Source organism: Patescibacteria group bacterium (genome assembly GCA_030583705.1).
Classification (GTDB): domain Bacteria; phylum Patescibacteriota; class Patescibacteriia; order Patescibacteriales; family Patescibacteriaceae; genus Patescibacterium.
Genome location: CP129471.1, coordinates 78,852 through 104,210, shown reverse-complemented (window position 1 = coordinate 104,210; position 25,359 = coordinate 78,852). Strand labels below are relative to the sequence as shown.

At 36.8% G+C, this 25,359-nt stretch carries 24 protein-coding genes, 5 tRNA genes, 1 rRNA gene and 1 other annotated feature; of the genes, 9 read left to right on the top strand and 21 right to left on the bottom strand.

Annotation, left to right across the window (positions count from 1 at the left end; translation table 11 throughout):
* Positions 1–2: 2 nt before the first annotated feature.
* Positions 3–299: a 30S ribosomal protein S16 gene (rpsP, locus tag QY321_00630; GenBank protein ID WKZ24922.1), complete on the bottom strand. Its 297-nt coding sequence runs from the start codon at positions 297–299 to the stop codon at positions 3–5.
* 215 nt (positions 300–514) lie between these two features.
* Here rpsP and QY321_00625 point away from each other — a divergent pair, with 215 nt between their 5' ends.
* Positions 515–1,588: a 3-oxoacyl-[acyl-carrier-protein] synthase III C-terminal domain-containing protein gene (locus tag QY321_00625; protein ID WKZ24921.1), complete on the top strand. Its 1,074-nt coding sequence runs from the start codon at positions 515–517 to the stop codon at positions 1,586–1,588.
* A 71-nt stretch (positions 1,589–1,659) separates the two neighbouring features.
* Here the strand turns inward: QY321_00625 and QY321_00620 are convergent, their stop codons facing one another.
* Positions 1,660–2,403 carry a helix-turn-helix domain-containing protein gene (locus tag QY321_00620; GenBank protein WKZ24920.1) on the bottom strand — a complete coding sequence of 248 codons (744 nt, stop codon included), beginning with the start codon at positions 2,401–2,403 and terminating at the stop codon, positions 1,660–1,662.
* Positions 2,404–2,557: 154 nt separating this feature from the next.
* Between QY321_00620 and QY321_00615 the strand changes: the two genes are divergently transcribed.
* Positions 2,558–3,079, top strand: a complete 522-nt coding sequence (locus QY321_00615) for a hypothetical protein (protein ID WKZ24919.1) — start codon at positions 2,558–2,560, stop codon at positions 3,077–3,079.
* Complete coding sequence (locus QY321_00610; protein ID WKZ24918.1) at positions 3,072–3,941, top strand: ABC transporter substrate-binding protein; 870 nt, start codon at positions 3,072–3,074, stop codon at positions 3,939–3,941. The genes QY321_00615 and QY321_00610 overlap by 8 nt, the downstream gene beginning before the upstream one ends.
* Positions 3,942–4,035: 94 nt before the next feature.
* Here QY321_00610 and QY321_00605 read toward each other — a convergent pair.
* The 15 genes from QY321_00605 to QY321_00535 all read right to left on the bottom strand — a co-directional run bounded on the left by QY321_00605 (position 4,036) and on the right by QY321_00535 (position 16,958).
* A tRNA-Gly gene (locus tag QY321_00605) sits at positions 4,036–4,107 on the bottom strand.
* A gap of 10 nt (positions 4,108–4,117) precedes the next feature.
* A tRNA-Pro gene (locus QY321_00600) sits at positions 4,118–4,188 on the bottom strand.
* 13 nt (positions 4,189–4,201) lie between these two features.
* A tRNA-Phe gene (locus QY321_00595) sits at positions 4,202–4,273 on the bottom strand.
* A gap of 7 nt (positions 4,274–4,280) precedes the next feature.
* A tRNA-Met gene (locus QY321_00590) sits at positions 4,281–4,353 on the bottom strand.
* A 21-nt stretch (positions 4,354–4,374) separates the two neighbouring features.
* A tRNA-Ile gene (locus tag QY321_00585) sits at positions 4,375–4,451 on the bottom strand.
* A 443-nt stretch (positions 4,452–4,894) separates the two neighbouring features.
* Positions 4,895–5,326, bottom strand: coding sequence for an LAGLIDADG family homing endonuclease (locus QY321_00580; protein ID WKZ24917.1), 432 nt, complete (start codon positions 5,324–5,326; stop codon positions 4,895–4,897).
* Positions 5,327–5,661: 335 nt separating this feature from the next.
* Positions 5,662–6,792: ribosomal RNA gene (locus QY321_00575) — 16S ribosomal RNA — on the bottom strand.
* A 665-nt stretch (positions 6,793–7,457) separates the two neighbouring features.
* Positions 7,458–7,965: a sequence feature (16S ribosomal RNA rRNA prediction is too short), on the bottom strand.
* Between the two features lie 413 nt (positions 7,966–8,378).
* Positions 8,379–11,042 carry an AAA family ATPase gene (locus tag QY321_00570; protein WKZ24916.1) on the bottom strand — a complete coding sequence of 888 codons (2,664 nt, stop codon included), beginning with the start codon at positions 11,040–11,042 and terminating at the stop codon, positions 8,379–8,381.
* A 188-nt stretch (positions 11,043–11,230) separates the two neighbouring features.
* On the bottom strand, positions 11,231–11,419 hold the full coding sequence (locus QY321_00565) for a hypothetical protein (GenBank protein WKZ24915.1): 189 nt from the start codon (positions 11,417–11,419) through the stop codon (positions 11,231–11,233).
* Positions 11,420–11,451: 32 nt separating this feature from the next.
* Complete coding sequence (locus tag QY321_00560; GenBank protein WKZ24914.1) at positions 11,452–11,718, bottom strand: hypothetical protein; 267 nt, start codon at positions 11,716–11,718, stop codon at positions 11,452–11,454.
* 4 nt (positions 11,719–11,722) lie between these two features.
* Positions 11,723–13,489, bottom strand: coding sequence for a hypothetical protein (locus tag QY321_00555; protein ID WKZ24913.1), 1,767 nt, complete (start codon positions 13,487–13,489; stop codon positions 11,723–11,725).
* Between the two features lie 29 nt (positions 13,490–13,518).
* A complete protein-coding gene (locus tag QY321_00550; GenBank protein WKZ24912.1) occupies positions 13,519–13,824 on the bottom strand; it encodes a hypothetical protein in 306 nt (101 codons plus the stop codon).
* Between the two features lie 209 nt (positions 13,825–14,033).
* The gene (ruvC, locus tag QY321_00545) at positions 14,034–14,528 is read right to left on the bottom strand and encodes a crossover junction endodeoxyribonuclease RuvC (protein ID WKZ24911.1); all 495 of its coding nucleotides are present in this window, start codon (positions 14,526–14,528) and stop codon (positions 14,034–14,036) included.
* Between the two features lie 56 nt (positions 14,529–14,584).
* The gene (locus tag QY321_00540; protein ID WKZ24910.1) at positions 14,585–15,307 is read right to left on the bottom strand and encodes a YebC/PmpR family DNA-binding transcriptional regulator; all 723 of its coding nucleotides are present in this window, start codon (positions 15,305–15,307) and stop codon (positions 14,585–14,587) included.
* A gap of 154 nt (positions 15,308–15,461) precedes the next feature.
* Complete coding sequence (locus QY321_00535; GenBank protein WKZ24909.1) at positions 15,462–16,958, bottom strand: fused MFS/spermidine synthase; 1,497 nt, start codon at positions 16,956–16,958, stop codon at positions 15,462–15,464.
* Positions 16,959–17,013: 55 nt separating this feature from the next.
* Between QY321_00535 and QY321_00530 the strand changes: the two genes are divergently transcribed.
* Positions 17,014–17,781 (top strand): undecaprenyl-diphosphate phosphatase, encoded by a 768-nt coding sequence (locus tag QY321_00530; protein WKZ24908.1) that lies wholly within the window; start codon positions 17,014–17,016, stop codon positions 17,779–17,781.
* Positions 17,782–17,833: 52 nt separating this feature from the next.
* Here QY321_00530 and QY321_00525 read toward each other — a convergent pair whose 3' ends face one another.
* Positions 17,834–18,007 (bottom strand): hypothetical protein, encoded by a 174-nt coding sequence (locus QY321_00525; GenBank protein WKZ24907.1) that lies wholly within the window; start codon positions 18,005–18,007, stop codon positions 17,834–17,836.
* 182 nt (positions 18,008–18,189) lie between these two features.
* Here QY321_00525 and typA point away from each other — a divergent pair, with 182 nt between their 5' ends.
* A complete protein-coding gene (typA, locus tag QY321_00520; GenBank protein WKZ24906.1) occupies positions 18,190–20,001 on the top strand; it encodes a translational GTPase TypA in 1,812 nt (603 codons plus the stop codon).
* 74 nt (positions 20,002–20,075) lie between these two features.
* Here the strand turns inward: typA and QY321_00515 are convergent, their stop codons facing one another.
* Complete coding sequence (locus tag QY321_00515) at positions 20,076–20,285, bottom strand: hypothetical protein (GenBank protein ID WKZ24905.1); 210 nt, start codon at positions 20,283–20,285, stop codon at positions 20,076–20,078.
* A gap of 122 nt (positions 20,286–20,407) precedes the next feature.
* Here QY321_00515 and QY321_00510 point away from each other — a divergent pair, with 122 nt between their 5' ends.
* Positions 20,408–20,941, top strand: a complete 534-nt coding sequence (locus tag QY321_00510; GenBank protein ID WKZ24904.1) for an NUDIX hydrolase — start codon at positions 20,408–20,410, stop codon at positions 20,939–20,941.
* 74 nt (positions 20,942–21,015) lie between these two features.
* On the opposite strand, the gene QY321_00505 is transcribed toward QY321_00510, so the two are convergent.
* On the bottom strand, positions 21,016–22,353 hold the full coding sequence (locus QY321_00505; GenBank protein ID WKZ24903.1) for an SPFH domain-containing protein: 1,338 nt from the start codon (positions 22,351–22,353) through the stop codon (positions 21,016–21,018).
* Between the two features lie 322 nt (positions 22,354–22,675).
* On the opposite strand from QY321_00505, the gene rpsT reads away from it, so the two are divergent.
* Positions 22,676–22,945: a 30S ribosomal protein S20 gene (gene rpsT, locus QY321_00500; GenBank protein ID WKZ24902.1), complete on the top strand. Its 270-nt coding sequence runs from the start codon at positions 22,676–22,678 to the stop codon at positions 22,943–22,945.
* A 63-nt stretch (positions 22,946–23,008) separates the two neighbouring features.
* Here rpsT and QY321_00495 read toward each other — a convergent pair whose 3' ends face one another.
* A complete protein-coding gene (locus tag QY321_00495) occupies positions 23,009–24,082 on the bottom strand; it encodes a hypothetical protein (protein ID WKZ24901.1) in 1,074 nt (357 codons plus the stop codon).
* Between the two features lie 133 nt (positions 24,083–24,215).
* Between QY321_00495 and QY321_00490 the strand changes: the two genes are divergently transcribed.
* Both QY321_00490 and QY321_00485 read left to right on the top strand, forming a co-directional pair.
* Entirely contained in the window at positions 24,216–24,734 is a 519-nt protein-coding gene (locus QY321_00490) for an NUDIX hydrolase (GenBank protein WKZ24900.1), read from the top strand.
* Between the two features lie 55 nt (positions 24,735–24,789).
* Complete coding sequence (locus QY321_00485; GenBank protein ID WKZ24899.1) at positions 24,790–25,317, top strand: AAA family ATPase; 528 nt, start codon at positions 24,790–24,792, stop codon at positions 25,315–25,317.
* Positions 25,318–25,359 lie beyond the last annotated feature (42 nt).

The following is a 25,359-nucleotide window of genomic DNA, read 5'->3' as shown; positions in this document are numbered from 1 at the left end:
GATTATTTGGTTTCGGCTTCGCCGGCTTTTTTCTTGCCGGACTTAGAGGCTTTAACTTTTTTACCTTCAATAACATTCTTGGAGATTAAAAGGTTATTAACCGTGGGAGAAGTACCAGCACCCTTGGAAATCCAGTACCTGATCCTTTCATCCTTAGCTACTAATTCTTTAGTATGAGGATTATATGAACCAAGAATCTCCAAAGCCTTACCATATGGATCGCGACTTTTTTCAGCAATCGTTAAACGATAAGTTGGATAACTCTTTTTGCCGACGCGAGATAAACGAATAGTTAACATAATTATATAAATAAAAAAACTCAAAAATGAGCATTAGACGGTACCTCTATACTAAGGCAAAGACGGGTTTATGTCAAGAGAAGCAAGAAAACCTCTAAAGAACCATAAAATGGAGCTTTAAATATAGCCTAAGCTAAAATTGACATAAATAAGAAAATAAACTAAGGTTGGAGTAAATATAAAATAAAAAACTAAATTAAAAGGAGAGCTAAAAGATGTTCGTTAACACAAATAATTGCCCAAGTTTACGCGTAAGGTTAGTAAATTTCTCTCATACACAAAAAGAAGATAGTGAAAAATTTGAAATTTTTTCACAAGAAAGGTTTATTGAGGAAAAACTATCCCCAGAGGGTAGAGAAAGCTTGTTTGGACATCCTCCACCTTTTACAAATGAGGAAATTACTGCTAAGGCAGAAAAATGCCGAAAGCAAACAGGAGTCGTGGATAGATTATTTTTCAACGGCGAGATAGAAGAAATGGCCGGGATTGCGGCCACTAAAGCAATTGAAAAAGCAAGGATAAAATATGGGGAGATTGATATGATTATAGGAGCATCAAATACCGGCCCAGGTTACCCGTCACTAGCTGATCGGGTAAAAAATTATCTTTATAAACACAACGGCTCTACCATTAAATCATCTGCTGTGTGTTTTGATGTTCAAGAAGCTTGTACTGTCGGCAGCATAGGGATTTTTATTGGCTGGAGCATGATCAGATCAGGCAGCGCTAAAACAGTCTTAGTAGTTTTAGCAGAAAAGGCTACTGAGTTGGCTAAAACAGATAACTGGAAAGCCAGTAATCTGTTCAGTGACGCAGCAGCAGCCGTAGTTCTAAGCTCGTCTTTACATGAGCAGTTTTCCTTCTTTGACATGAACTCATATCCAGAGGAAGGAAATCTTGACTCAATATACAAACATAAAGAAGAGCTCTTCCAACAAGATGGGCCAAAAGTTCATAGATTTGTTGGAGGACAAGTTATTGAGGATCTTGATCGAGCAGTCAAAACAGCCGATATTAACCCAAAAAACATAAACCACTTGTTTACTCATCAACCAAGTGGAAAAACAGTTTCACTTCTTCAGGAGAAAATAAAAAGCACCTGGAAGGCTTACAAAGGAACATTTCATCAAGACTTTGCAGGTGGCAACACCAGCAGCGTCTCAACCTTGGCTCTAATTTCTAAAAAAATAGAGTCAGGACAAATAAAAGACCAAGACTTAATAATTGTCTGCACCTTTGGTGCAGGACTAAGTGTAGGATGCTATGGATTCTACTACTCCATGTATTAAAGAAATTATAATTTTAAAAACCATAAAGAGATTCCAAAAGAATCTCTTTTTTATTCATAAAATACACTAACCTAAGGTTGAGAATTTTCCCATGAGAACATAAAAAATTGAATAAAAGTTTGTACAATTGATTCTGATTCAATCACTATTGAGTAAATCTCTCCCTCTTTTAAATTAAAAACAGCTATTTTATTTGCATAAATCTCAATCATTGCTTTAAAACCAAAAGTATCTGGTAAATATCTCACCTCTCTCCATTCATTTTGTTCAAAAATATGCTTTTTTCTTTCAGACTCTGGTAGAATCAATCTGCTTTTTATCTTTAATTTTTCTCTGCGATCAATCCAGTCAGGAAAATATTTAGGAAATCTATCAATAATTTCTGTTCGAGAAGCGGCCAAGAGCATATTTTGCCTTTTTCTTACCATAGTGTCTAGAATGTCTTCCAAGACTATTTTAACACCATCAACACCTGTATAAAGCCTCACATCGGGTCTTTCCGAATCAGTATCAATAATCGCGTTTAACTCAGGTAAAATATTTTTAATAGCTTTGTCTTTCTCTTCAATTATAGCTTTTAATCTCAGGGGATTCTCAGGAGTATAATATTGAACATTATTTTTCCTAAACAAAGAAACAATTTTTTGTTTTTTCAATTTATCAAGAGTTAAATAAACCGTAGCCCTAGGAATACTTGTTTCCTTGGAAATATCAAAAACCGTAGCTTCAATTTTCTTCAACAAATAAATATAAATAGCTGATTCATTCTTAGTGAACCCACAATAAACAAGCGAATTGATTAAGTTTTTATCCATATTGTTATATTTTATGACAACAGTATATTAATTAATAATCCTTTATTTTCAGACATTTTATACCTATTGTATTATATCACAGTTATAATTAATGACAAAATAACACATAAATGATATTATGTCAAATAACATTAAAAATTAAACAACAAACAATATGAGAAAAACTCAACAACTAATTCTAAGGTTATATATGTTATTCTATCTTTGGCCTGTAAGAAATATCAAATTTCTATCTGTAAAGGATTATGTTGATTTACTACAGGTTGCAAAATGGGAAATAGAAAAGTTGTCTTTCTTTGGAGATGTATATATGATATCTGCCCCAATTTTTTCTGGTGGCAGTGGATCCGTAGATGAAAATATAAAAGTAATCAAAAGATACTACCAAAAAACACTCCAGGAGGGTTATGTCATCTGGAATCAGATTCCTTATCTTGATATAAAAATAAAAAGATGGACAAAAATCAGAGTAAACACAAGCTCTAAAATAAAAGAGTTTTATGTTCCCATTATTAACAAAAACTTAAATGGATTGGTTTGTATTAAAACCGATCATGAATATAAAGATTCTTTAGGGTGCAGAACAGAAAGGATAGCAGCTGAGGCAGTTGGAATAAATCTCATTGAAAAATATCACCCCCATATTCATAAACATAAAGTAAAAAAATATGCTTAAAGTAAAAATAGGTGGAGTCCCTGAACACTTTAATTATCCTTGGCACCTTGCTACTGAATCTAAAGCGTTCAGCCAGCAAGGTATTGACCTTGATTGGACTGATTATGGCACCGGTACCGGTGCCATGTGCGGTGATCTTAACAATGGAAAGCTTGATATGGCTGTAATCTTAACCGAAGGAGCGGTTAACGCCCTAGCCCATAAAGCAGACTTCAGAATCATTAAAACTTACGTTCAATCACCATTACTGTGGGGAATTCATGTTCCAAAAGATTCTAAGATAAACTCAATTAACGATATTAATGGGCAAACCTACGCTATCAGCAGATACGGTTCTGGATCACATTTAATGGCTATAGTGGATGCTCAAATAAGAGGCTGGGAGACTGCTAATATTGAATTTAAGGTTGTAAATAATCTCTTAGGAGCTGTTGAATCTTTTAAGAAAAAAGAATCTTCTGTCTTCTTTTGGGAAAAATATACCACCAAACCATATGTTGATTCAGGGGATTTTAAGCTACTGGGAATAAGACCAACACCATGGCCATCTTTTGTTTTAGTGGCTAATAATAAATTCCTTGAGAAGCATAAAAATACGGTCTTAAAAATTTCTTCAACTGTATCAGAATTCTGCCGTATAGCAAAAGAAGAAGGCGATCACAGTATAAAAGAAATATCAAAAAGATACGGCTTATTACCAAAAGATGTTAAAAGTTGGTTTAAGGATATTGAATGGAGCTACACAAACGAAGTCTCCAAAAAAGACTTGCAATACATAGCTAAAATCCTATACCAACTAAAACTAACCGAAAGCATACCGAAATCAACTTCAATGGTAAGTGGGCTTACAAAACTAAAATAAAATCCATCCTAAAAGAGATTCCAAAAGAATCTCTTTTTTAAATACAAAAATAACCCCCTATGGGGTTATTTTTCGTAATTCAAAAAAACCTATGAGCGGGTAGCGGGGATCGAACCCGCATCTTCGGCTTGGAAGGCCAACATAATAGCCATTATACTATACCCGCTTATTCTTTGTCGGGGTGCTGGGAATTGAACCCAGTCAACACGCTCCCAAAGCGTGCGTACTACCGGTATACGACACCCCGTTAGATAAAACTGTGCCTTGGGTCAGAATCGAACTGACGACACGAGGCTCTTCAGGCCACTGCTCTACCACTGAGCTACCAAGGCGAACTTGTTGCGGGGGCGGGATTCGAACCCGCGACCTCCAGGTTATGGGCCTGGCGAGCTGCCAGCTGCTCTACCCCGCGACAAAAAGAAGCTAAGCTTCTTGGTGGGCATACATGGATTCGAACCATGGACCTCAACATTATCAGTGTTGCGCTCTAACCAACTGAGCTATATGCCCGAAAAAGCAATTTTTATTCTAACAAAAAAAGACCTTTCTTACAAGCCGGTCTTTTTTTGTTGAAAAACAAATAGGCCCATAAACTATTTGTAAGCCAAAAGACTGTCTTGTAAAACAAAACAGCTGGCTTTAATTTCAGTGCGAACAGGCGCCAATTCAAGTTTCTCTGCCAATCTATCTCCGGTAACCGGAGCGTTGATTAGCCGACCATGTCCATACCTTAAATTAAGGCGGACAATTCTCCCTAGAAAGGAGGTGATCCATCCACAGCTTCCGCTACGGATGCCTTGTTACGACTTCACCCTTATCATCGATTTCACCTTCCCCGCTCCAATAGCGGGTTCGGGTGCCTCCGACTCTCTTGGTGTGACGGGCGATTATCTTTACGAAACTGTAAATTGATGTTCCCACGTAGCGAGCGGATTTCCCGCACTACGCGAGCTCTAATGCATTTTTTGCTTAAGCCGGTATATTTTATACCAGCCAGAATCTGTTAGATGATCTTTATTCTGTATCATCTTCATAATTCTGCAAAAAATTTCGAAGTCACCACGTTTTGAGCGTAACTTCAAAACGTTACTTTCGAAAAAAGGAATTATAATATTAAACAAATCTTGTCTATTCGATACTTCATAGCGATAACAATTACGATGATTTAAGCGGTTGTCTTTTTGAAAATAAACATTACCGCAACCAAAATATTTTTTAAGCTGAAAAAGAATTTCTTTATCTTTCTCAATTAGCTTAATAAAAAATCTCGGCTCAACTTTTGTTCGCCTCTTAACTTGCTTAACGGAATCCGGATCTTTTACGTAAACCGTAAAACTTCCTTCTCCGTCAACCAAACCGACAATGTAATTTGTCTCTAATTCCATATGCACTGAGTGAATCCTTCCCTCGAAAAACGAGGTACTATGATTCAGCTGACTTCTTACGCTGCGTAAGTTTCTTTACTTATTTATATAATAACATACAAATAAGACAGCGCAAGATCTCCCGGGGTCATTTAATGTTCCATTCCTTTCATTCCAACCGGTCTTGGCTTGGCATCTTCCTTTTGCTCACCACCTATTCAAAAGTCGATGCGACCGTTTTTATGTCGGACTAAAATTTGTTTCCGGATCCTTCACCGCCAACCTCACGATTGACGACTATCCTTCAACTACTCTCCGTAGACGATACGGAGGAGGAGATTTTAACTCCTTGGATTATAAGAAGATATGTTATAAACAATCTTCTCCATTAAACTGCCCGGCGCTTTTATTGTGAGTACAAGACCCGAGAACGTATTCAACGCGGCATGGCTGATCCGCGTTTACTAGCGATTCCAGCTTCATGAGGGCGAGTTGCAGCCCTCAATCCGAACTGAGAGAAGTTTTTTGGGATTTGCTCCACCTTACGGTTTGGCGTCCCTTTGTACTTCCCATTGTAGCACGTGTGTCGCCCAAGGTGTAAGAACCATGCTGATTTGACGTCATCCCCACCTTCCTCCTGCTTAAAGCAGACAGTCCCCTATGACACGTAAAACATAGGGTAGGGGTTGCGCTCGTTTCCCGACTTAACGGTACATTTCACAACACGAGCTGACGACAACCATGCAGCATCTGTATAGCACCCTCGAAGGCTCCCCTGTTTCCAGGGGTCTGCAGCTATATGTCAAACCTTGGTGAGGTTCCTCGCTTAATGTCGAATTAAACCACATGCTCCACCGCTTGTGCGGGTCCCCGTCTATTCCTTTGAGTTTTAGCCTTGCGGCCGTACTCCCCAGGCGGGATGCTTAAGGTGTTAACTTAGATAGACAGCACTGAGAGGGTCGAAACTCCCAATGCTCAGCATCCATCGTTTACGGCGTGGACTACAGGGGTATCTAATCCCTTTCGCTCCCCACGCTTTCGTGCCTGAGCGTCAGAACTGTTCTAGCAAGCTGCCTTCGCTTTTGGTGTTCCTGCTGATATTAACGGATTTAACCCCTACACCAGCAATTCCGCTTGCCTCTCCCAGTCTCTAGTTTATCCATATCTCCCGCAGCCCCAAGGTTGAGCCTTGGGATTTAACAAGAGATGTTATAAACCGCCTACGCACGCTTTACGCCCAATAAATCCGGATAACGCTTGGGGTACTCGTATTACCGCTGCTGCTGGCCAATAAATATTGCCAATTGGACTATATCACCATCCTATAAAAATAGGATGCCCGGCGTTTTATAGCGGCAGATTGATTTTCAACATAGTTGAAGTACCGCTATCTCTCCACTTAAGGATCAGTCTCTGAGGGGTTAATTATGAGGAGGTAATTTATAGTTAAAACAAGAAACCATATAAGGTTTTATTAAAGACAAAAATTTATCTCTGCCGGTTTTGCCTATGTATAATCTTGGATATCTTTTACCTCTGCACAAAGGATTTTGCACAGTTGTTTTAATATCAAAATTACAGAGCAATGTATTGGATAACATTGCCGCTTCCGATAGAGAAAAGCAATTGATGGCTAAACTGAAAGCATAATGATCTTTAAGTCTCCAGTCCAATGTTCCGTCGTCCATATACCAAACAGCTAAAGAAAGAGGGTCGGTTAAAATTTTACCGATCTCATTGGGAACGATTTTTTTACCTGAAATGTTATAAAATCGTTGCCTTAATTCTGTTAGCTCATCTAGGTATCTTGTACCGAAAAACCATTGACTACCATCAGGTCTTGCTTTGGGATGATCTTTGCATATATTAAAGAATTCACGATAAAGCCAAAAAATATACATTTTATAATTTTTAGACTGCTTCATTTGAAGCCTGGTTCCGCGAAAACCATTAAAATCCAAATAACCATCACCTAAAATATTGCCGATGACAATTGATCTTTGTCTTTGTGTTAAACTAATATTCATAACTGAATCATAACAACTTCCCTGCTGATTGTCTAACCACTAAACAGCAGATTATTAACGTGGTTAGAGTTCCCAGCATATAAGCCGAGTTATGCATCTTAACGTTACCGTTAAGAGTCGCACTCCGATAATACAAGGTTTACTGCTAAATTTTATTTTACGAGTTTAGCAACCCCTTATTCCTCTGGTACCGTCATTGTTTCTTCCCAGAGAAAAGCAGTTTACACCCCGAAGGGCTTCCTCCTGCACGCGATGTCGCTCCTTCAGCCTTGCGGCCATTGAGGAAGATTCTTGACTGCAGCCTCCCGTAGGAGTCTGGGCAGTTTCTCAGTCCCAGTGAGGCGGGTCATGCTCTCACACCCGCTATCCGTCGTAGCCTTGGTAAGCCGTTACCTTACCAACAAGCTGATAGAACATAGGCCTCTCTTGAAGCGGCGGACCATTTACATGGGAATGACTTATGTCCCCCCATGACTATCGGGGATTACCTCGGATTTCTCCGAGCTATACCCGTCTTCAAGGTAAGTTACCAATGTGTTACTCTCCCGTTTGCCACTCGCGTATTGCTACGCGCGTTCGACTTGCATGCCTTAGACACATCGCCAGCGTTCATCCTGAGCCAGGATCAAACTCTCTGATGTAATTTTTTAGTTGGTTGGTTTCCAACGGCGGTTTTTTACTTGACCGTCCATAACAAGTAACGCTTAAAAAGCGTTAGGAATAGAAAATAGAATTTTCCGAATTTAGAATCGGCGCCTGTTCGCACAAAAATCTTAATTTTTAAAGTTCTTTTTTCTTCCAAGCGTGAAAGAAAAAACAGGGATACGAGCTTGTCTGCTGCACATCACTGTTTTTTCTTTAACGTGTTTTCAAATTGTCTCTAATAGTTTATATCAGCTCAGCCATGGGCGATATACTTATTTAGATAATCAGTAAGAATAATAATATGTTATTTTTAAAATCATGTCAAGCTTTTTAAAAGACTAAAATAAAAGTTAACAAAATTACTAAAAATATGGCTAAAATTAGAAAAAATAAAGACAAAACTAAGCGTTCCTAAATTTGGCTTCTTCTAAGGTAATACTAAGCAATTTAGAGACTCCATCATCCTGCATGGAAACTCCATATAAAACCGAAGCCCGTACCATGGAAGCTCGGTTGTGAGTAATAACAATAAATTGCGTCTTATGTGAAAGATCATCCAAGACCTTGGCCAGTCTTTCTGAGTTCGCTTCATCCAAAGCAGCGTCAACTTCATCCAACACTACAAAAGGCGAAGGATTGGCACTAATAATCGCCGCGATTAAAGCAATGGCCGTTAAGGCTCTTTCACCACCAGATAACATACTAATAGACATAATCTTTTTACCGGGCGGACAAGCGGTAATTTCAATACCAGCCAAACCGGTGGCATTATGTTTTTGTAAGAACTTAATCCTCTTAAGTTTCTTAGCAGATAAAGTGGAAACTTCACTTTCGGCTACTGCGGCTAAAGTCTCATCCAAATGAGTTACCTCACCTTCCTTTTTCATTTCTTCATTATTTTCTTCCAAAGACGGGTCGTCCACCATAACCTTAACTATACCAGCCTGCCCACCATCAAAAAGTATTTTAAAGTATTCCTGAAACTTCTTGGCAATAATAGCAAAGGCTTTATCAAAACGCTCTTTAATTACCATATCAAGCTCCTCAACAACTTTTTCCAAAGATTGGCCAGTTTCCATTAAATCATTAATCTGTCCGGTTAAAAAGTCGTAACGTTCTTTAGTGGTTAAGTATTCATTCTCAATTTCTGGATCAAGCCCCCCGATCAGTTCAAGTTGTCGCTTAAGTGAGGCTATCTTATCACGAGCGGCTTGCCTGTCTACATCTTCTTTTAGTCTTGTTTCACGAACTTCTTTAAGGCCACCCAACTGCTGTCTAATCTCAACCTCCAAATCCTCAAGCTTGGTTTCATAACGAGCTGAGTCTACTCGAGCTTCATTTAATTCAGAAGATAATTCATTAACCTCACCTTGCAAGGCTTGCTGACTGTTTTGGAGAGTAAAAAGCTGTTGTCTTTCATTCTCTTGTTCAGCTGTATAAGCGTTTAATTTAGTCCTTATCTCGGCTAAAACCTTATCTGACTCAGCCATGGCTCTTTCAAGCTCTTTTTTAACCTCCAAGGAAGCTGGCTCAAGTCCTGAGTCTTCTTTTAAACGAGATGAAACCGAGGTCAACTCTTTAACTACAGATTGCCGACTTTCTTTTAAAAGCCTTAACCTTTCTCCACTAACAGCTAAAGAACGATTAGCTAAACGTAATTTTTCAAGTATTTCTTCTTTGGAATCGGTTAAAGCCATTAAACCGGCTCGAGAACGCTGAACAACCGAAGAACCACCTCTATCAGCTAAATCATGAAGTTCGGTTAACTCTTGGCGCAAGTCTCGCAAAGCGGATTTAATACCTTCGGTATCATTTGCATTCTCAGCTAAGTATAATATCTCCAAAGTCTTTTTAAGACGATTTTTTAAATTAACAAAATAATCATTGCCTCCAGAAACATCATCCTCTCCTAGTTTATTATGAGCTTCCGCAATAGCCGAAGATAAGCTTTGGCGTTCTTTTTCCAAATTTAAAACTTCTTTTTCTTCAGAGCTAAACTGTCTGGATAGAACTTCAACTTCTTCGCCTAATCTCGCTTCTTCTCTGGTTAACTCGGTTTGGCGGCGACGGAAAAAGGCCAAGTCAAATTTACCAGCTTTTTCCAAAGATAATTCCAAACGAGCGTTAACCGTAGCCAACTCCGAGCCAAGACGTTCTTTTTCTGCCTGACAAGAACTTAATTCCTGTTGAAGTTTATCAAAAGTACGACCAGCCCCGGCCTGTCTTTGGGCACTAACCAACTCAGCAGTAACAGCAGCCAGTTTTTTATCCTTAACTTGCTTGGCTTTATCCAGCTCTAAAAGTTTTTTATTACCTTCGGTAAAATGATCGTTAAGTTCATGCCAAACCGAACGGTAATAAGCCAATTGCAGATCTTTAAGTTCAACCTCCAGCTGACCCCGTTTACGTAAACGTCCCACTTGTCTGGTTAGCTGTTGTAATCTTGGTTCAACTTCAGCCACTAACATCTCAGCCTGCCCAAGATGCTCAAGGCTTAAACGCAACTTATTTAAAGAATCATCTCTTTTAATCTGAAACTGCTTAACACCGGTTGCTTCATCAAAGAACTCTTTTCTATCTGCTAAAGAGGTGCTTAAAAAACCCTCCACCGTACCTTGTCCGACTACACTGTAAGTTTTTTGTCCGACATTGGCTTTAGCTAAAAGAAGCTCAATATCCATTAAACGAACCCGTTGTCCGTTTAGAAGATATTCACTTTCTCCATCCCGATAAAGCCGGCGAGTAATGGTAAATTGTCGGTAGTCTATGGGTGCACGACCGTCTTCGTTATTAAAATGCATGGTCACCTCAGCCAAACTTAAACGAGCCTTTTTGCCAGAACCGGAAAAGATAATATCTTCGGATTTCTTACCTCGTAAAGACTTCATACTCTGTTCGCCCAAGGCCCAACGCACAGCATCGGCAATGTTTGATTTCCCGGAACCATTAGGGCCAACAATAGCCGTCATGCCCTGGGCACTACCATTAACAACTCCCGGGAAAACTAAACTATATTTCCCGGCAAAAGATTTAAAACCATGAATTTCCAATTTTTCCAAAAACATATAAGACTAATAAAGTTAGAGTAAACCTGAAAACCTGAAAACTAAAAATCACTATTATAAAGCTTAAATAATTAACTCTCTTAGTATAACCTATTTACCTAAAGCAAAACAACCCCCCAAGGGGAGTTGTTATACGGAAGCGGGATTAAAATTATTTTTCCTCTCTGTCTGAATCTAGCTATATATTACTATTCCTCCAGCTCTTCATTATAATTAGGCTCAAAAGGCATTTCCATTTCATAATCATCTCCTCGGTCTTTATTTTGACCTTTATCTTGATTTTGAGCTTGATCTTGCTCCTCCTTTGGAGAATTATATGAAGGATAAGGGTTCAATTTTTCAGAACCGGCTAAATTTTGAAAATCATTAATTATCATATTAATATAATAAAATAATAAATAAAGTTTATTTAATCCTCTTTGCTTTCAGATAAACCGCTAAGATCCCTATAATCCATAGTATCATCTTCGTCACGTTCACGACGTGAACCAGGATGATAACCAAAAGGTTGAGAATCTTTTTTTAAATTTTTTGGACTATCCGAATCTACAGACAAGGCTTTCTTATCTTCATCTTGGGAGCTTTCTTTAGACTCTTCTTTAATCTTTTCTTTGTCATCATCATTCTTTTTATTTCCAAAATAATGATCCATGGTTTTAGGGAAAATGCCAAACATACCTTTATTCTTTTAATAACTTAATTAGCTTATCATGGTCTTCTTTAGATAAAGAATAGCCTGAACCGATTTTCTTCTCAGGTAAATTAGAAATAATGGAAAGTAAATTACTGACTTTTTCTTGATAAACGTCCATATTGTTTTTCTTTTCCTTTCTTTCTTTTTCTAAATCTTTTTCCAATTGCTCCTTGCTCTCTTTATACTCACTGGATTTTTCATAATAAAGATTAGAAGAAGACTCTGCATTTTTTAATTCTTCTTTTAATTTTTCATTTTCAGGTAAAGCCTTTAAAAGATCCTCCAAGTTAACATTCTTGGACAATATCTCTGTTCTTAAAGATTTTAAAAGTTCTTCGTCTTGTTGTTCTTTAATTCTATTATTAAAAGCTTCCTGAGCATTTGGTGTTAAAGTTATCTTTTCAGCCACAACTTCGCCAGACAAAGAAGTTTTATATTGAATATATAAAGAGCCGTCTTCCATCCTAAAGCGCTCTATTTCTGCAATCGGTTTTTGAGTGGAAACTTCAACATCATTAATGACAATAATATTCTCTATTTTGTCTCTGTTAGCTACCACCGCTACACTGTCTGTTTTGGAATCAACAACAATTTTTTTGATTGAGTCCCAGTTATTATTCCATTGTTTCTTGGCACCATGAAGATCTCCCATTAAAACTGTCTGTCCACTTCTATGTTCGTCTTCCTTATCTAAAGGATCAAGAGAAAAAACATTACGTCTTGCATCTATGACTGCGGCTACCGTGTTTTTATTAAAATCACCACTAATAATCCTTAATTCGGTGCTAGTTGGTTCATTAAGATTATTAAATTTATCACTATTAGGCATTTGCCATAGCTTATCATTAACAATTACTTCTCTGGATCTGAAAAGAGCAACATTGTTGTATTTAGCATCAAACTTAGCATAACGATCTGCCCCTTTGCTCCATTGATGATCATTAACATAAAAATCACCTTCCTTATTAAAATAAGCGAATTTATCATTTTCCAAATCAAACCTTATATTATGACCATCGCTAAATAAAATATCATTACCTCTAATTTTTCTACCATTTAATAAAACTGAATCATCCCTTTCATTAACAATCTCGGGATACTTAACCTCAGGTTTATCTGGATCTATAAATATGAATTTTTGACCAATCTGAATTTCCGTAGGGTATTTAGAAAAACCTTTTCTTAAGTTAAGAAATCTAGAAGGAAGATCAGGTAATTTTTTTCCGTTAATCCATGCTTCATAATGGTTTTGATCAAACTCTTCTTCATTTTTAACCTCAACAATTTCTATTTCATTAAGAGCCTCAACCGGCGCAAATTCGCTTTTAAAGCCCATTTTCTCGTTTTTACTCCTTTGTTCGTTAATCTCTCCAGCTTCTTCTCTAACCGATCCCATAATTTCATCATTAGCCTCAATGGTGTTGATCATACCTTGCAAATCATCTTTGCGCTTACTTAAATCATTAAAGATGCCTTTAATCTCTTCGTATTCTTTTAAAATATCCTCACTAACTAATTCTGGGTTTTTCTGCAGATCTTCAAAATAAGCCATATTTATCTTCATCTCTTCAATTAAAGATTCATTATCTTTAATTTCTTGTATAACGTCTTCTCTTTTATTCATCTGCTTCTTAACATCCTCTTTTTTCTTTTTATCAAATTCTTTAATTTTCATTTTTAAAGCCTCAGTTTTTTCTTTAATCTGCTCGGCAGATAAAGTTGAGGAATTTGATTCTATATTCTCAATACTCATATGTTTAATATATTAAAAATAACTTAATACTAAGAGACTAGGTCTTTTTTATTATTCAAATAAAAAAACTCCAGAGATTTAGTCTCTTGAATATTTAAAACCAAAGAACGACTTTCCACCAAGTTCTCTCTTCTGTTCTCTTGTATTGTTTGCTTATTCTCCCATGAGGAGATAAAGCTGTTGACCACCATTGAGCTGGTAATGACAAGAAAAAAAGCAATGGACAGACTTATCACAAGCCCAGCTAAGCTGCGCTCCTGATCCATTGCTTTCTTTCTTATTAATTGGTACGAACGCCAAGTAAGGGCTTGAGTACCTTGTAAAGAGTTATTCATTTTTTTGTTTTTATTTTAGTTTAGTTATCTAAAACTTGTTTTTATTTTATACACAAGTCTTTTACTGATATATTTTAAGTATAGCATACCTAAAAACAAAAGTCAAGGTCATTGAACACTTTTTGTGTACAGCTAAAGGCTTTAGAGATCTTTTTTATCTTTTTCTTTTCCTTATTTATTTTTTAAATATCTTCTTATTTCTTTTCTTCTTATTTCTTTTTTAAGTACTCCCTAGAATTAAGTCCGCAAATAGCTACGGCTAAAGCGTCGGCCGCGTCGTCCGGTTTAGGTATTTCTTTAAGTCCCAAAAGAGTTTTAACCATTTTCTGTACCTGGGTCTTACCAGCCGAACCATAAGCGGAAACCGACTGCTTAACCTGATTGGGGGTAAATTCAATCATAGGCAAGTTAGCTTGTTCAATGGCTAAGAGTACTACTCCTCTGGCATGTCCAACAATTAAAGCAGTGGAAACGTTTCTAGAAAAAAACAGTTGTTCAACAGCCACTAATTCCGGCTTATGTTTTTTTAAAAGCTTGGAAGTTTCTTGGTAAATAATTTCTAGACGTTCAGATAAAGAAGTTTTAGCCTTAGTAATAATAGAGCCATAGGCCAGACAAGTAAGCTTGTTGCCCTCTTCTTTAATTATCCCGTAACCGGTATCGGCTAAGCCAGGATCAAAGCCCATGATAATTCTTGAAGACATTTTAAAAAATTTAATCTTAATTTTAATTAATGTATAATCAATTAAATACTAGGTATCTAATCATCTAAATTACTCGCATAATCTCTAATATCGTCATCCTCCTCAAGGGCTTCAATAAAAGCCTCAATTTTCTTCTTATCTGCTTCATTTAATTTAATCTTTTCTTTGGCAATAAATTCAATTTCCGAAGATTCAAGACTTAAATTAATGTCCACTAACCATTGTTTAAGTTTAGCAAAATCAGCCGAAGAACCATATAACGTTAAACCGTCTTCTTCGTTAATAATATCATCAAAACCGGCTTCAATAGCCTCCAAAAAGAACTCTTCATAGTCTTTTTTTAAAGCACTAAAAGCTTCTCGGCTGATCAAAAAGACACTTTTTTGTTCAAAGTTCCATAAGACAGCCCCTAGGGAACCGCCGTGTTTAGCAAGAAGATGACGAATATTAGCTGCCGAACGATTACGGTTGTCGGTTAAAACCCTAATAACAAATTGTATTCCCAAAGGTCCCATTCCCTCATAAACCAACTCTTCAATAGTATCACCACCGTCTTCACCAGTACCTCGCTTAATGGCTCTTTCTATATTATCTTTGGGCATATTAATTCCCCTAGCCTTATCTATGGCATCACGCAACTGAAAATTGGTTTCAGGATCACCGCCCGCCTTAGCAGCTAAAGAAATTAAACGACTAAATTTAGTAAAAGCCGCACCGCGTTTGGCATCAACTACTGCCTTAGCTCGTTTGGTGGTGGCCCATTTGGAGTGTCCGGACATAGGGTTAAGAGAGTGATTAATATATATTTAAATAAAAGCAGAAGGGTTAAAACAATGAAACAAAGTAAAAAAAATTATATCTGAAAATCAGTAATAAAGCAAGATTAATAATTAAATAAAAATTACTTTTTACAACACTACAATCATCCAATTATTATAATATCCCTGACACATAATAATCCACCGGTGCCCAGTCATCGGTTAAGACACGAGCTGGGTTTGGAGTGTAACTTTCTTGCTCAAGGCTTTGTTCCTTATTGGCTTCATCTGGATTCTTAATAGCTACAATCATAATGTTAATTAAATCCTTACCCTCTCCTTCGTTTTCTTTAATTTTTGTTTTAAGGGGATAAGCTATGGCCTGCCCAAAAACTTCTTGATAAACAGCAAACTGAGCCTCTACAAAACGGGCATACTTACCTTCTGTGGCACCTATAACATTAACTATTACCACTCCGTTATCATTAAGAGAATCATAGATCATTTCAACCGCTTCTGTAGTAGCTAATTGAAATGGTACTGAACCCGCGGAACTAAAAGCGTCTAACAAAACAGCGTCATATTTCTTCTCATTATTATTTAAAAACAATCTCCCATCTTGATTATGAATAATTAAATTATCTCTTAGTTCCAAATTAAAGTGTTTCTGAGCCAACTCAGTTAAAAACGGGTCTATTTCCACCACCTCAATAACTTTATCCGGATGTATGGCGGCAAAACGATTTGGATAAGTAAAAGCTCCACCACCTATCATTAACACTTTATCTGTCTCGGGATTAAGATCAAAAATATGATCAAAAAAACGAGTATAGGGGAAAAGTAAATCATCCCCGTCTAAAAAACGTCCAGACTGGGCCACATAACGAGAAGTTAAAATTTGTAAAACAGGCCTATTTGTTTCACTGTCTGTACCTTCCAGTAGGAAAAAGGTACTGTAACGACTTTCATAGAAATTTTTAATGGAGTCTCGGTTAAAATAAAAGTTAGGTTCATAGAAAAAGGCAGCTGAAGCGACCAGGATAATCATTAAAGAATATGGCAAAAAACGAGAGGAGGCTAAGAATAAGAAGCCAATAATTAAAAGAGCTAAGCTAACACCAAACAAAGTAGCTGAACTACCGAAAGTCGGTACCCACCAAAAACCGGTTAAAAAGGTTCCGACAATACTTCCAACTGTTGAGATAGCATATAGATTACCGGCTACTTTCCCGGTTTGTCCAGTTGAGGTAAGTCTTAATTTAATAGCATAAGGGGGTATCATGCCCAATAGGATACTAGGAAGAGCGAATAAGAATAAGGCTGAGAGGATTGAAGCAAATTCTAAGCCGAAAGAGTCAATCATTAAAGAAGAAAAAGACGCCACTAAAGCTATTTGCCAATTAACGGCGGCAATTAACAAGCCCGCTCCGGCCATAACAACCGCCAGTATTAAACGACTGGGTTGTTTATCTGCCAAACGTCCACCTATAGTATAACCTAAAGACAAACAAGCTAAAATTACCCCGATTAAAGTTGTCCAGACAACTAAAGAACCTCCCAAAAATGGTGCTACTAAGCGTGATCCAACCAATTCAACGGTCATAACCGAAGCACCGGACGTAAAGGCGATAACCTCAAGATCGAAACGTTTTAAAAAAGTAAGTTTTGGCATATTGTTTAATAATTGTTATACTGCTAGTATAACATAAATACCTAAGAAGAAAAATATGACACTATTTGAAGCTATTATTTTGGGAATTGTTGAGGGCTTTACCGAGTTCTTACCTATTTCTTCAACTGGGCATTTAATGATAACTTCCGAGATCCTGGGTTTAACCATGACCGACTTTGTTAAAAGCTTTACGGTCTATATCCAGTTAGGCGCTATCTTGGCGGTTTTGTTTTTATATGGTAAAAGATTTTTAAAAGATAAAAAAACCAACCTAAGAGTCTTAACCGCTTTTATACCAACCGCCCTTATCGGATTAGCGGCTTACCCGATTATTAAAAATGTCTTTTTAGAAAACCTAACCGTAGTGGCTTGGGCTTTAATTATCGGAGGTCTAGCTCTTATAGTTTTTGAAAAATGGCATCTTAAAAGAAAAAAAGATAACGATGAAATTAAACCTAAAACTGCTATTGGGATAGGTCTTTTTCAAGCCTTGGCGATTATTCCCGGAGTTTCAAGATCAGGGGCTACGATTATCGGAGGGTTACTTTTAGGAATAAACAGAAAAACCATAGTGGAGTTTTCTTTTCTTTTAGCCGTCCCAACTATGGCGGGTGCAACCTTTTTAGATCTTTATAAAAGTGATTTCAGTTTTTCCTCCAATGAATGGTTAATGATAGCCGTGGGGGCAATTACCGCCTTTATAACAGCTATTATAGCTATTAAATTCCTATTAAACTACATACAAAAACATGACTTTACCGTCTTTGGTTGGTACAGAATAGCAATGGGACTTATTTTGTTAGCGTTTATTTTGGGGAAATAAAAAAGGCAACTCATAAGAATGCGCTGCCTTCATCTTCATTAAATTTAATAAATTAATCACCCCATCCATCTGAGCCACCATCATCTGAGCTTCCTGCAAAAGCCACCATTACCAACAAAGCAGCTATTACCAAAAAAATCAATCCGCAAAGTTGAATGTCACCGTCAACGCCAGGATCAAGTTGGGGTTGATAAAGAACTAAATAAAGAACTGATAATAAATTCAAAATAACTCCTTTTTGATTTAAAATCATACTACTATAAAACACTTAAAAAAGTCAATAGCAAATAACATTGACAACCCCTAAAATATAAGCTATAATTAAAGTAATAAGTATATTAAGCATTAAATCTTCTGTCGCTTAAAAGCGGCTTTTTTATATGTTTTGTTTAAGTCTTTTTTAATCCTATGAACTCTATTCGCAATATCGCCATTATCGCTCACGTAGACCACGGTAAGACCACCTTGGTGGATGCTTTATTAAAACAGTCCGAGACTCGTCTTAATAAGGAAACTGCAGATCGTGAACTGATCATGGATTCCAATGAATTGGAAAAAGAACGTGGTATTACCATTTTTTCTAAAAACGCTTCAGTTATCTACAAAGAAACTAAGATAAATATTATTGACACCCCTGGTCACGCTGACTTTGGTGGTGAAGTTGAACGTGTCTTAAAAATGGCAGACGGCTGTCTTTTGTTAATTGACGCCAAAGAAGGCCCTATGCCACAAACTCGTTTTGTTTTAAAAAAAGCTTTGGAACTTAACCTGCGAATTATCGTAGTGGTTAATAAGATAGATAAACCTGGTGCTCGTGTTGATTATGCCTTAAATAAAACCTTTGATCTTTTTGTTGAGCTAGGAGCCTCGGATGAGATTATTGACTTCCCCATTGTCTATGCTTCCGCCAAAAACGGTTTGGCTGGCAATGACGATAATCTAGCCGAGATGAAGGACATTACACCGATTTTTGAAACTATCTTAAAAAATATTCCCGCACCAAAAGTTCAACCAGATGCTCCGCTTCAACTTTTAATCACCGCCATTACCGGCGATGCTTTTAAAGGCAGAGTAGCTACCGGCAGAATATATAACGGTACCCTTAAGGCCGGACAAAAAATCGCCAGAATAAATAGAGAGGGTAAGACAAGTTTCCATCGTCTGGTTTCTTTAATGACCTACCAGGGTCTTGAAAGAAACGACGCTACCGAAGCTTTGGCTGGCGACATCGTAGCTATTTCAGGGATGGAAGACATTATGATCGGGGAAACTATTGCCGATGCAGACAATCCCCAAGCCTTACCGGTTTTAACTATTGAGGAACCAACTGTTCAAATGGTTTTTTCCGTTAATGACTCACCCTTTGCTGGTAAAGAAGGTAAGTTCAGTACCTCAAGACAAATCCAAGAAAGATTAATGAAAGAGTTGGAGAACGATATGGCCTTGCGAGTTGATGAAAAAAGTGGAGAAGGCTGGACAGTTTCCGGTAGAGGAGAATTGCACTTAGCTATCCTAATCGAAAGATTACGTAGAGAAGGTTTTGAATTCCAAGTTTCACGTCCGCAAGTAATTGTGAAGAAACAAGATAATAAAACCCTGGTACCTTTTGAACAAGTCTTAGTGGAAGTACCTGAAGAATATGCCGGCTCGGTAATTCAAAAACTGGGCAGTCGTCATGGCGAAATGAAAGATATGCGTACGGAGAATAATATTACTTTCTTGGAATTCACTATCCCAACCAGAGGTCTTTTCGGCTATCGCTCAGAGTTTTTATCCGACACCAGAGGTTTGGGAATTATTAACGCCAGTTTTCTTAAATACGAACAAGATTCTGCTCCTTGGCCGGAAAGAGAAAGAGGTTCTTTAGTGGCTTTTGAAAACGGTACTACCAACCTCTATGGTCTACTCAACATCCAAGACAGAGGCATACTTTTCTTTGGACCAGGTATCCCTGTCTATAAAGGACAAGTAGTGGGACAACATTCAAGAAGCGGAGATTTAGAGATTAATGTTTGTAAAGCCAAACAGCTAACCAATATGCGCTCCAAAGGAGACGGTGTAAGCGAACACTTTAAAGCACCAAAAACCATGGATCTTGAAGAAAGTCTAGAATACATCTCAGACGATGAGCTAGTAGAAGTAACACCACTTAACATCCGCATCCGTAAAGGGATACTAGATAAATTAGTACAAAGAAAGAAAGATCTGGGTATTAAATAGAATCAGAAATAACATAAATACAAGCAAACAAAAAAACGACCTTTTGGTCGTTTTTTATTTTTAAAATAAAATACTTAATCCAAATTAGCTTCCACTCTTTCCCACATCTCCATTAATTGATCTTCAATAAATTCCAGATTATCGTCATCAGAGATCTTACCGCGTTCAGTAAAATAATCAATGGTTTCAATAACAACTTCTTTATAAGCATCACGAGTATAAGCTGCCTGTTCACGGAGCTTAATCATTACTAGTTCAAATATTTCTTGCACTATCGGTTCCATAGGTTTAGAATTAAACAAGTCTTAAAACTACTTAAATCATAGTCTTAATTTACGGCTTTGTCAATCTTTACAAAAGCATACTTATTAACTACTATTAGAAGAATAATAATAAATACAATTATATGGAAATTAAAGAATGGGAAGAAATCTCTCGGGAAACTGTTTTTAAAAGTAAGTATGGTAAAGAAATTGAAAAAGTTATCTTTAAAATGCCTAATGAACAAGAAGTTGATTTTTATATTAAAAAAGAAGGTCAAGCCGTTGCTATTGTAGCAGTAACTGAAGATCAAAAGATTATTCTCGCTAAACAATTCAGACCAGGGCCCAAGGAAATTCTCAACGAACTGCCCGGAGGAGGTATGGATGAAGGAGAAACACCCGAGGAAGCGGCTCTAAGGGAACTAAAAGAAGAAACCGGTTATACAGGCCAAGCCGAACTAGTGACGGAAGTATTAGACTGCGCTTATTCCACCAGGCGCCGGTATTGTGTTGTGGTTAGAGATTGTAAAAAAACTGAGGAACAAACACTGGACGACCAAGAATTTGCCGAAGTTACTATAATGCCTCTTAAGGAATTCAGAGAACTTCTACGAAGTGGAAAAATGACAGATGTTGAAGTTGGCTATCTTGGGCTGGATTATCTTAAACTTTTATAAATAAAAAACCATTTGACGTACTTATCGTGTCAAATGGTTTATTTTATACTTATTTAAAATTAAAAAATTGCTATTTATTCTGTTGAATTTTTAACAACTTTAACATCTTTTTCTTCTTGACTCACCGGTTGTTTTGGCATATCAACACCTAACTTATGAAGGAATTTTTCTCCTGTTGGTGTTTGAGCAAAAGCCTCAACCATGGCTCCAAGCTCTGCTCCTCCCTGGCTTGAAAAAATATCCATAACACCCTTAAAACCTTCAGTTGGCTTACCTGCATTTGATATGACTTTAACGTCAGCATTTTTTAAAGCCTCTGCCTGCTTACTACCAACAGCTATGTAGGCTTTAATTGCTTCGAGGGTAGCAAGGTAGGTTTGATAATTGGGGTTAGCACCAATTTCTTTCGCCAACGTAATCATGGCTTCAACTGAAGCAAGTTGCATTAATTTTTCAGATTCAGCTCTGGCCGTACCCTCAGCTTGAATACCGGAAGCTTCATGACGCTTAGCTTCAAGTTGTCCTTCAGCTCTAATCACATTTGTCTTCTTGTCTTCTTCAGCAGCAACAATTTCTCTCTCCTTCTTAATCTCTGCAGATTGCACTTCATCAACTTTCTTGACTTGCATCTCCTTTTCTTTGGTAACTTTTTCTGCCGATAAAACTTCTTGCTTAGAAGTTTCTTTAGCAATCCCAACCGCCTTATCTTTATCAGCTGTTCTTTCTCCAACAGCCTGTTCTGCTTCCTGCTTCCTTATGTCCACAACCTGTTCGGCTTCAATTTCTGCAGTTCTAGCTTGCTTGTTGTTTTTCGCTACTTCTTGACGGCTCTCCATCTCAACATGAGATATTTTTTTTGCCATAATATTAGCGATAACTCTACTTTCATGGGAGTCACGTATATCCATTAATTCCATGAATTTTACTGATTCAACTCCCCATTCTACAAGCTGATCCTTAACTTCTGCAGTAAACTGTTCGCCAAATTTTGAACGCTGTGTCATAACTTCATCAATAACGTCCGAAGCAAGAACCTTTCGAACAGCACCTTGAACTATTAAGCGTAATTGGTGAGTAAGATCTTCCACGCTTTTTACTCTTTGCGCAGCAATTCTTGTATCTGTAATACGAAAGAACGCTGTCACGTCAACCATAAAAGGTACTCTGTCCTTATCATATGCTTCGTAGTCCTTTAGGGAAAGATCGAAGTTTGAAACAGGAAGTTTAATAACTGTGACACCTATACGAGGTATCCAGCTTGGCCAAGCAAAATACACATTCTTACCTTCTTGTCCAGTGCCATATGAAGTGGTATTTCTTCTTGACTGCACTATGTCAACCATATTGGTTGGTACAACAACGCGGTATTTAGCCGCAAGACGAACTACTATAAGAACAAGTAGTATTACCAATATAAACGGCAAAATAGAAATTAAATACACTAAAATGTCCATGATGATTCTCCTTTGTTTTTTTGGTTTTTAAAGAATTAATCATTATTACATATAATTTTAATACTGTCAATACCCAGAATTAGTCCGTAAATTACTTAAAAATACTTTATCTCTTACTATATAAGACCAAGAAATATTGACAAAAAAAGTTAACTATAATATAGTTAAAATAAGCTAAGTATAGAAATTTAGACAAATTTATTAACTTAAGTCTCAATATTCAGCTGAATATTGCTATGTATACTAGAATCCTGGTATTGCTTAATTATTATCATATAATATGCCAAATAAACCATCAGCCAAGAAAGAGCTGCGTAAGGGTTTGAAAAGAGCGGCCGCTAACCTTGAGGTAAAAGATAAAATTAATCTTTTAACCAAGAAAACCAAAAAGGCCATTGCCGCCGGAGAAGAAGGAGCTAAAGAGCTTCTAAGACAAACCGCCAAGACTTTAGATAAAGCCGCTAAAACCGGTTTGATCAAAAAGAATACAGCCGGCAGGAAGAAGTCTCGTCTTCACAAAAAACTTAACGCCGCTTTAGGTAAGAAATAAAAATAAGGGCTTAGCCCTTATTTTTTTATCATTAACCACTGTTTATTAACTACTTTTTCTTACCTAAAACTTAGCTACCGTTACCGGCAAAAGAACGTTTAGTTCTCCTTGGCCGGTTTTATTTTTAAGATCAAGTTCAAGTAATTCGTTAATAACCTTTTTAATAGCAGATAGACTAAAGCGCCTTACCTGGTTAATACTTTTTTCAATAACATAAGGATGAAGCTTTAAAGCCTTTTTAAGCTCGGTTTGTGAAACTCCGTTATCTAGGGCTTCTCTAACCATCGCTAAGGTCTTAAATTGCCAAAGCATCATAGTAACTAAATACTGGGGATGTACACCAGCCTTAAACTGTTGGTTAAGAAACTCTAGTGCCAAAGCGTTTTGCCGATTAGCTAAAGCATCTGTTAGGGAAAAAATACTTTCAGAAGAAGTTTTGCCAGTTTGTTCTTTAACTTCAGCTTCGGAGATAATTGGGGAAGAAGGGTTTTTTTCCGTAGTCTGTTTCTCCTTTTGTTTCTCTTTTTTATTATATTGAGCCAAGACATAAGCAGACAACTTAGAGAGTTCATTAGATAAAAGCCAAAGATCATCACCCAAAAAACGCACTAAGAGATTAGCGGCCGGTACGGTTAAGGAAACCTTTTGTTCTTTAGCTAAAACCGCCAGATACTTAGTTAAGTCACTACCAGATAATTTCATAAAGGGCTGGACAAAGGGTCCTTTGGAAAGGCTATCAAAAAGCTTTTTCTCGGCTTTGTTAAGAGGAGATAAACGATCTCCTGCCCCCGGTTTCATAATAGAAACCTTACCACCGGTTTTTTTCTCAATAAAACTTTCTTCATATACAACCAAAATATTTTCACTATCTTTTTCCTTAATAAAAAAATCTGCTGCTTCAGTTATAAACTCTTTATTCTTATTACGAAGTAAATTATCAATAACCACTAAGCGCTTATCTGAGAATAAAGACTTGGGGGTGATTATTTCGTTAAATACCTCAAGCGTAGCAGTCTGCCCGTCCAAATAAGAAACGCTTAAACCCTCCGAATCCACTTCGGTTACAAATTTAGCTTTAAGCTCAATAATTTTTCGTCTTGCCCGAAAATCGTCCGGACCGTATAAAAAAATAATCATAGCTTCAGTGTAGCAGAAAAACCAAGAGAAGCAAAACAAGCCTATTTTATTTGCATAATTGGCTAAATATTGATAAAATTTAGCTACTATCTTAAAAAATATTTAATTACCAGACTATTAACTAATCAGTAATATGACTGAAATAAATACAATTAACACTTGTTTCCCTGTTGTTTCGGCTATAATAGAAAGAGAGCATAACGGTGAAACTGAAATTTTGATGCAAACCAGATGGAAGCCGGAAAAAGATCCTGAGTATTCCGGAACTTTAGAAATTCCGGCTGGTTGGATTGATAAATACGAAAATGTTTATGATGCTCTTTATAGAGAGGTATTGGAAGAAACCGGATTAAAAATTTTAGAAATATTTCCTAATATAAAAACCAAAACACATTCTCCAAAAAATGATGGCTCTTTTGCCTTTCAACCATTCTGTTGTCAACAGCAAATAAAAGGCGGGGAACCTTGGATTGGATTTGTTTTTATTTGTAGGGTTGAAAATAAAGAACCGATTGCGCAGCAAGAAGAATGTAAAGATATTAAGTGGATTAAGAAATCTGAACTAAAAAATATATTTGAAAAATCACCTGAAAAAATATTTACCCTACAGCTGGGAGTTCTGGATTATTATTTTAATAACGACCAACGCTGAAAATAAACCAGAAGACCAAAAAACCTAACATGAAAATTAAAATAATAAATAGTATATGGCCAAACAAATATTAATAACAGGTATTGCTGGTACAGGTAAATCTACCATTTGTAACGAACTAAATAAACTTGGCCACAAAGCATTTGGAATTGAAGATATTAACGGTTTATTTACCATAACTCACAAAGGAACAAATAAACCATTTAAAAATTATGACAATGATAATCTTGAAAATGTAAAACAAAGCGATTGGATCTGTAATAAAAAAAGACTACAAAGCCTTATTCGTAAAAATTCAGAAGGAATCATATTCTACTGTGGAACCGCCTCAAATCTAGATGATTTACTCCCATTATTTAATAAAGTATTTTTATTAAAAACAAACCAAAATATACTTCGTGAAAGACTTAAAGCTCGTGAAATAAATGAATTTGGACGAACAACTGAGGTTCAAAAATGGATATTTAGTCAGAAAACCAAATGGGAAAATAATTTAAAACAAAAAGGTGTAATCATTATAGATGCAAATCGTTCACTTAGAAAAATAGCACAAGAAATTATTAAGAGGAGTGAATCACTTTAGGGGAAAATATATGAAGAAGCTGGTTGTAAATAAAAATAAATA

Excerpts from the sequence above, each read along its gene's own strand:
- QY321_00490 (WKZ24900.1), top strand. The coding sequence starts at position 24,216 with ATGACTGAAATAAATACAATTAACACTTGTTTCCCTGTTGTTTCGGCT.
- QY321_00625 (WKZ24921.1), top strand. The coding sequence starts at position 515 with ATGTTCGTTAACACAAATAATTGCCCAAGTTTACGCGTAAGGTTAGTA.
- QY321_00515 (WKZ24905.1), bottom strand. The coding sequence starts at position 20,285 with ATGGAACCGATAGTGCAAGAAATATTTGAACTAGTAATGATTAAGCTC.
- QY321_00535 (WKZ24909.1), bottom strand. The coding sequence starts at position 16,958 with ATGCCAAAACTTACTTTTTTAAAACGTTTCGATCTTGAGGTTATCGCC.
- QY321_00570 (WKZ24916.1), bottom strand. The coding sequence starts at position 11,042 with ATGTTTTTGGAAAAATTGGAAATTCATGGTTTTAAATCTTTTGCCGGG.
- QY321_00540 (WKZ24910.1), bottom strand. The coding sequence starts at position 15,307 with ATGTCCGGACACTCCAAATGGGCCACCACCAAACGAGCTAAGGCAGTA.
- rpsP (WKZ24922.1), bottom strand. The coding sequence starts at position 299 with ATGTTAACTATTCGTTTATCTCGCGTCGGCAAAAAGAGTTATCCAACT.
- QY321_00495 (WKZ24901.1), bottom strand. The coding sequence starts at position 24,082 with ATGATTATTTTTTTATACGGTCCGGACGATTTTCGGGCAAGACGAAAA.
- rpsT (WKZ24902.1), top strand. The coding sequence starts at position 22,676 with ATGCCAAATAAACCATCAGCCAAGAAAGAGCTGCGTAAGGGTTTGAAA.
- QY321_00560 (WKZ24914.1), bottom strand. The coding sequence starts at position 11,718 with ATGTTTGGCATTTTCCCTAAAACCATGGATCATTATTTTGGAAATAAA.
- QY321_00580 (WKZ24917.1), bottom strand. The coding sequence starts at position 5,326 with ATGGAATTAGAGACAAATTACATTGTCGGTTTGGTTGACGGAGAAGGA.
- QY321_00555 (WKZ24913.1), bottom strand. The coding sequence starts at position 13,489 with ATGAGTATTGAGAATATAGAATCAAATTCCTCAACTTTATCTGCCGAG.
- QY321_00620 (WKZ24920.1), bottom strand. The coding sequence starts at position 2,403 with ATGGATAAAAACTTAATCAATTCGCTTGTTTATTGTGGGTTCACTAAG.
- typA (WKZ24906.1), top strand. The coding sequence starts at position 18,190 with ATGAACTCTATTCGCAATATCGCCATTATCGCTCACGTAGACCACGGT.
- QY321_00610 (WKZ24918.1), top strand. The coding sequence starts at position 3,072 with ATGCTTAAAGTAAAAATAGGTGGAGTCCCTGAACACTTTAATTATCCT.
- QY321_00550 (WKZ24912.1), bottom strand. The coding sequence starts at position 13,824 with ATGAATAACTCTTTACAAGGTACTCAAGCCCTTACTTGGCGTTCGTAC.
- QY321_00530 (WKZ24908.1), top strand. The coding sequence starts at position 17,014 with ATGACACTATTTGAAGCTATTATTTTGGGAATTGTTGAGGGCTTTACC.
- QY321_00615 (WKZ24919.1), top strand. The coding sequence starts at position 2,558 with ATGAGAAAAACTCAACAACTAATTCTAAGGTTATATATGTTATTCTAT.
- QY321_00565 (WKZ24915.1), bottom strand. The coding sequence starts at position 11,419 with ATGATAATTAATGATTTTCAAAATTTAGCCGGTTCTGAAAAATTGAAC.
- QY321_00510 (WKZ24904.1), top strand. The coding sequence starts at position 20,408 with ATGGAAATTAAAGAATGGGAAGAAATCTCTCGGGAAACTGTTTTTAAA.
- QY321_00485 (WKZ24899.1), top strand. The coding sequence starts at position 24,790 with ATGGCCAAACAAATATTAATAACAGGTATTGCTGGTACAGGTAAATCT.
- ruvC (WKZ24911.1), bottom strand. The coding sequence starts at position 14,528 with ATGTCTTCAAGAATTATCATGGGCTTTGATCCTGGCTTAGCCGATACC.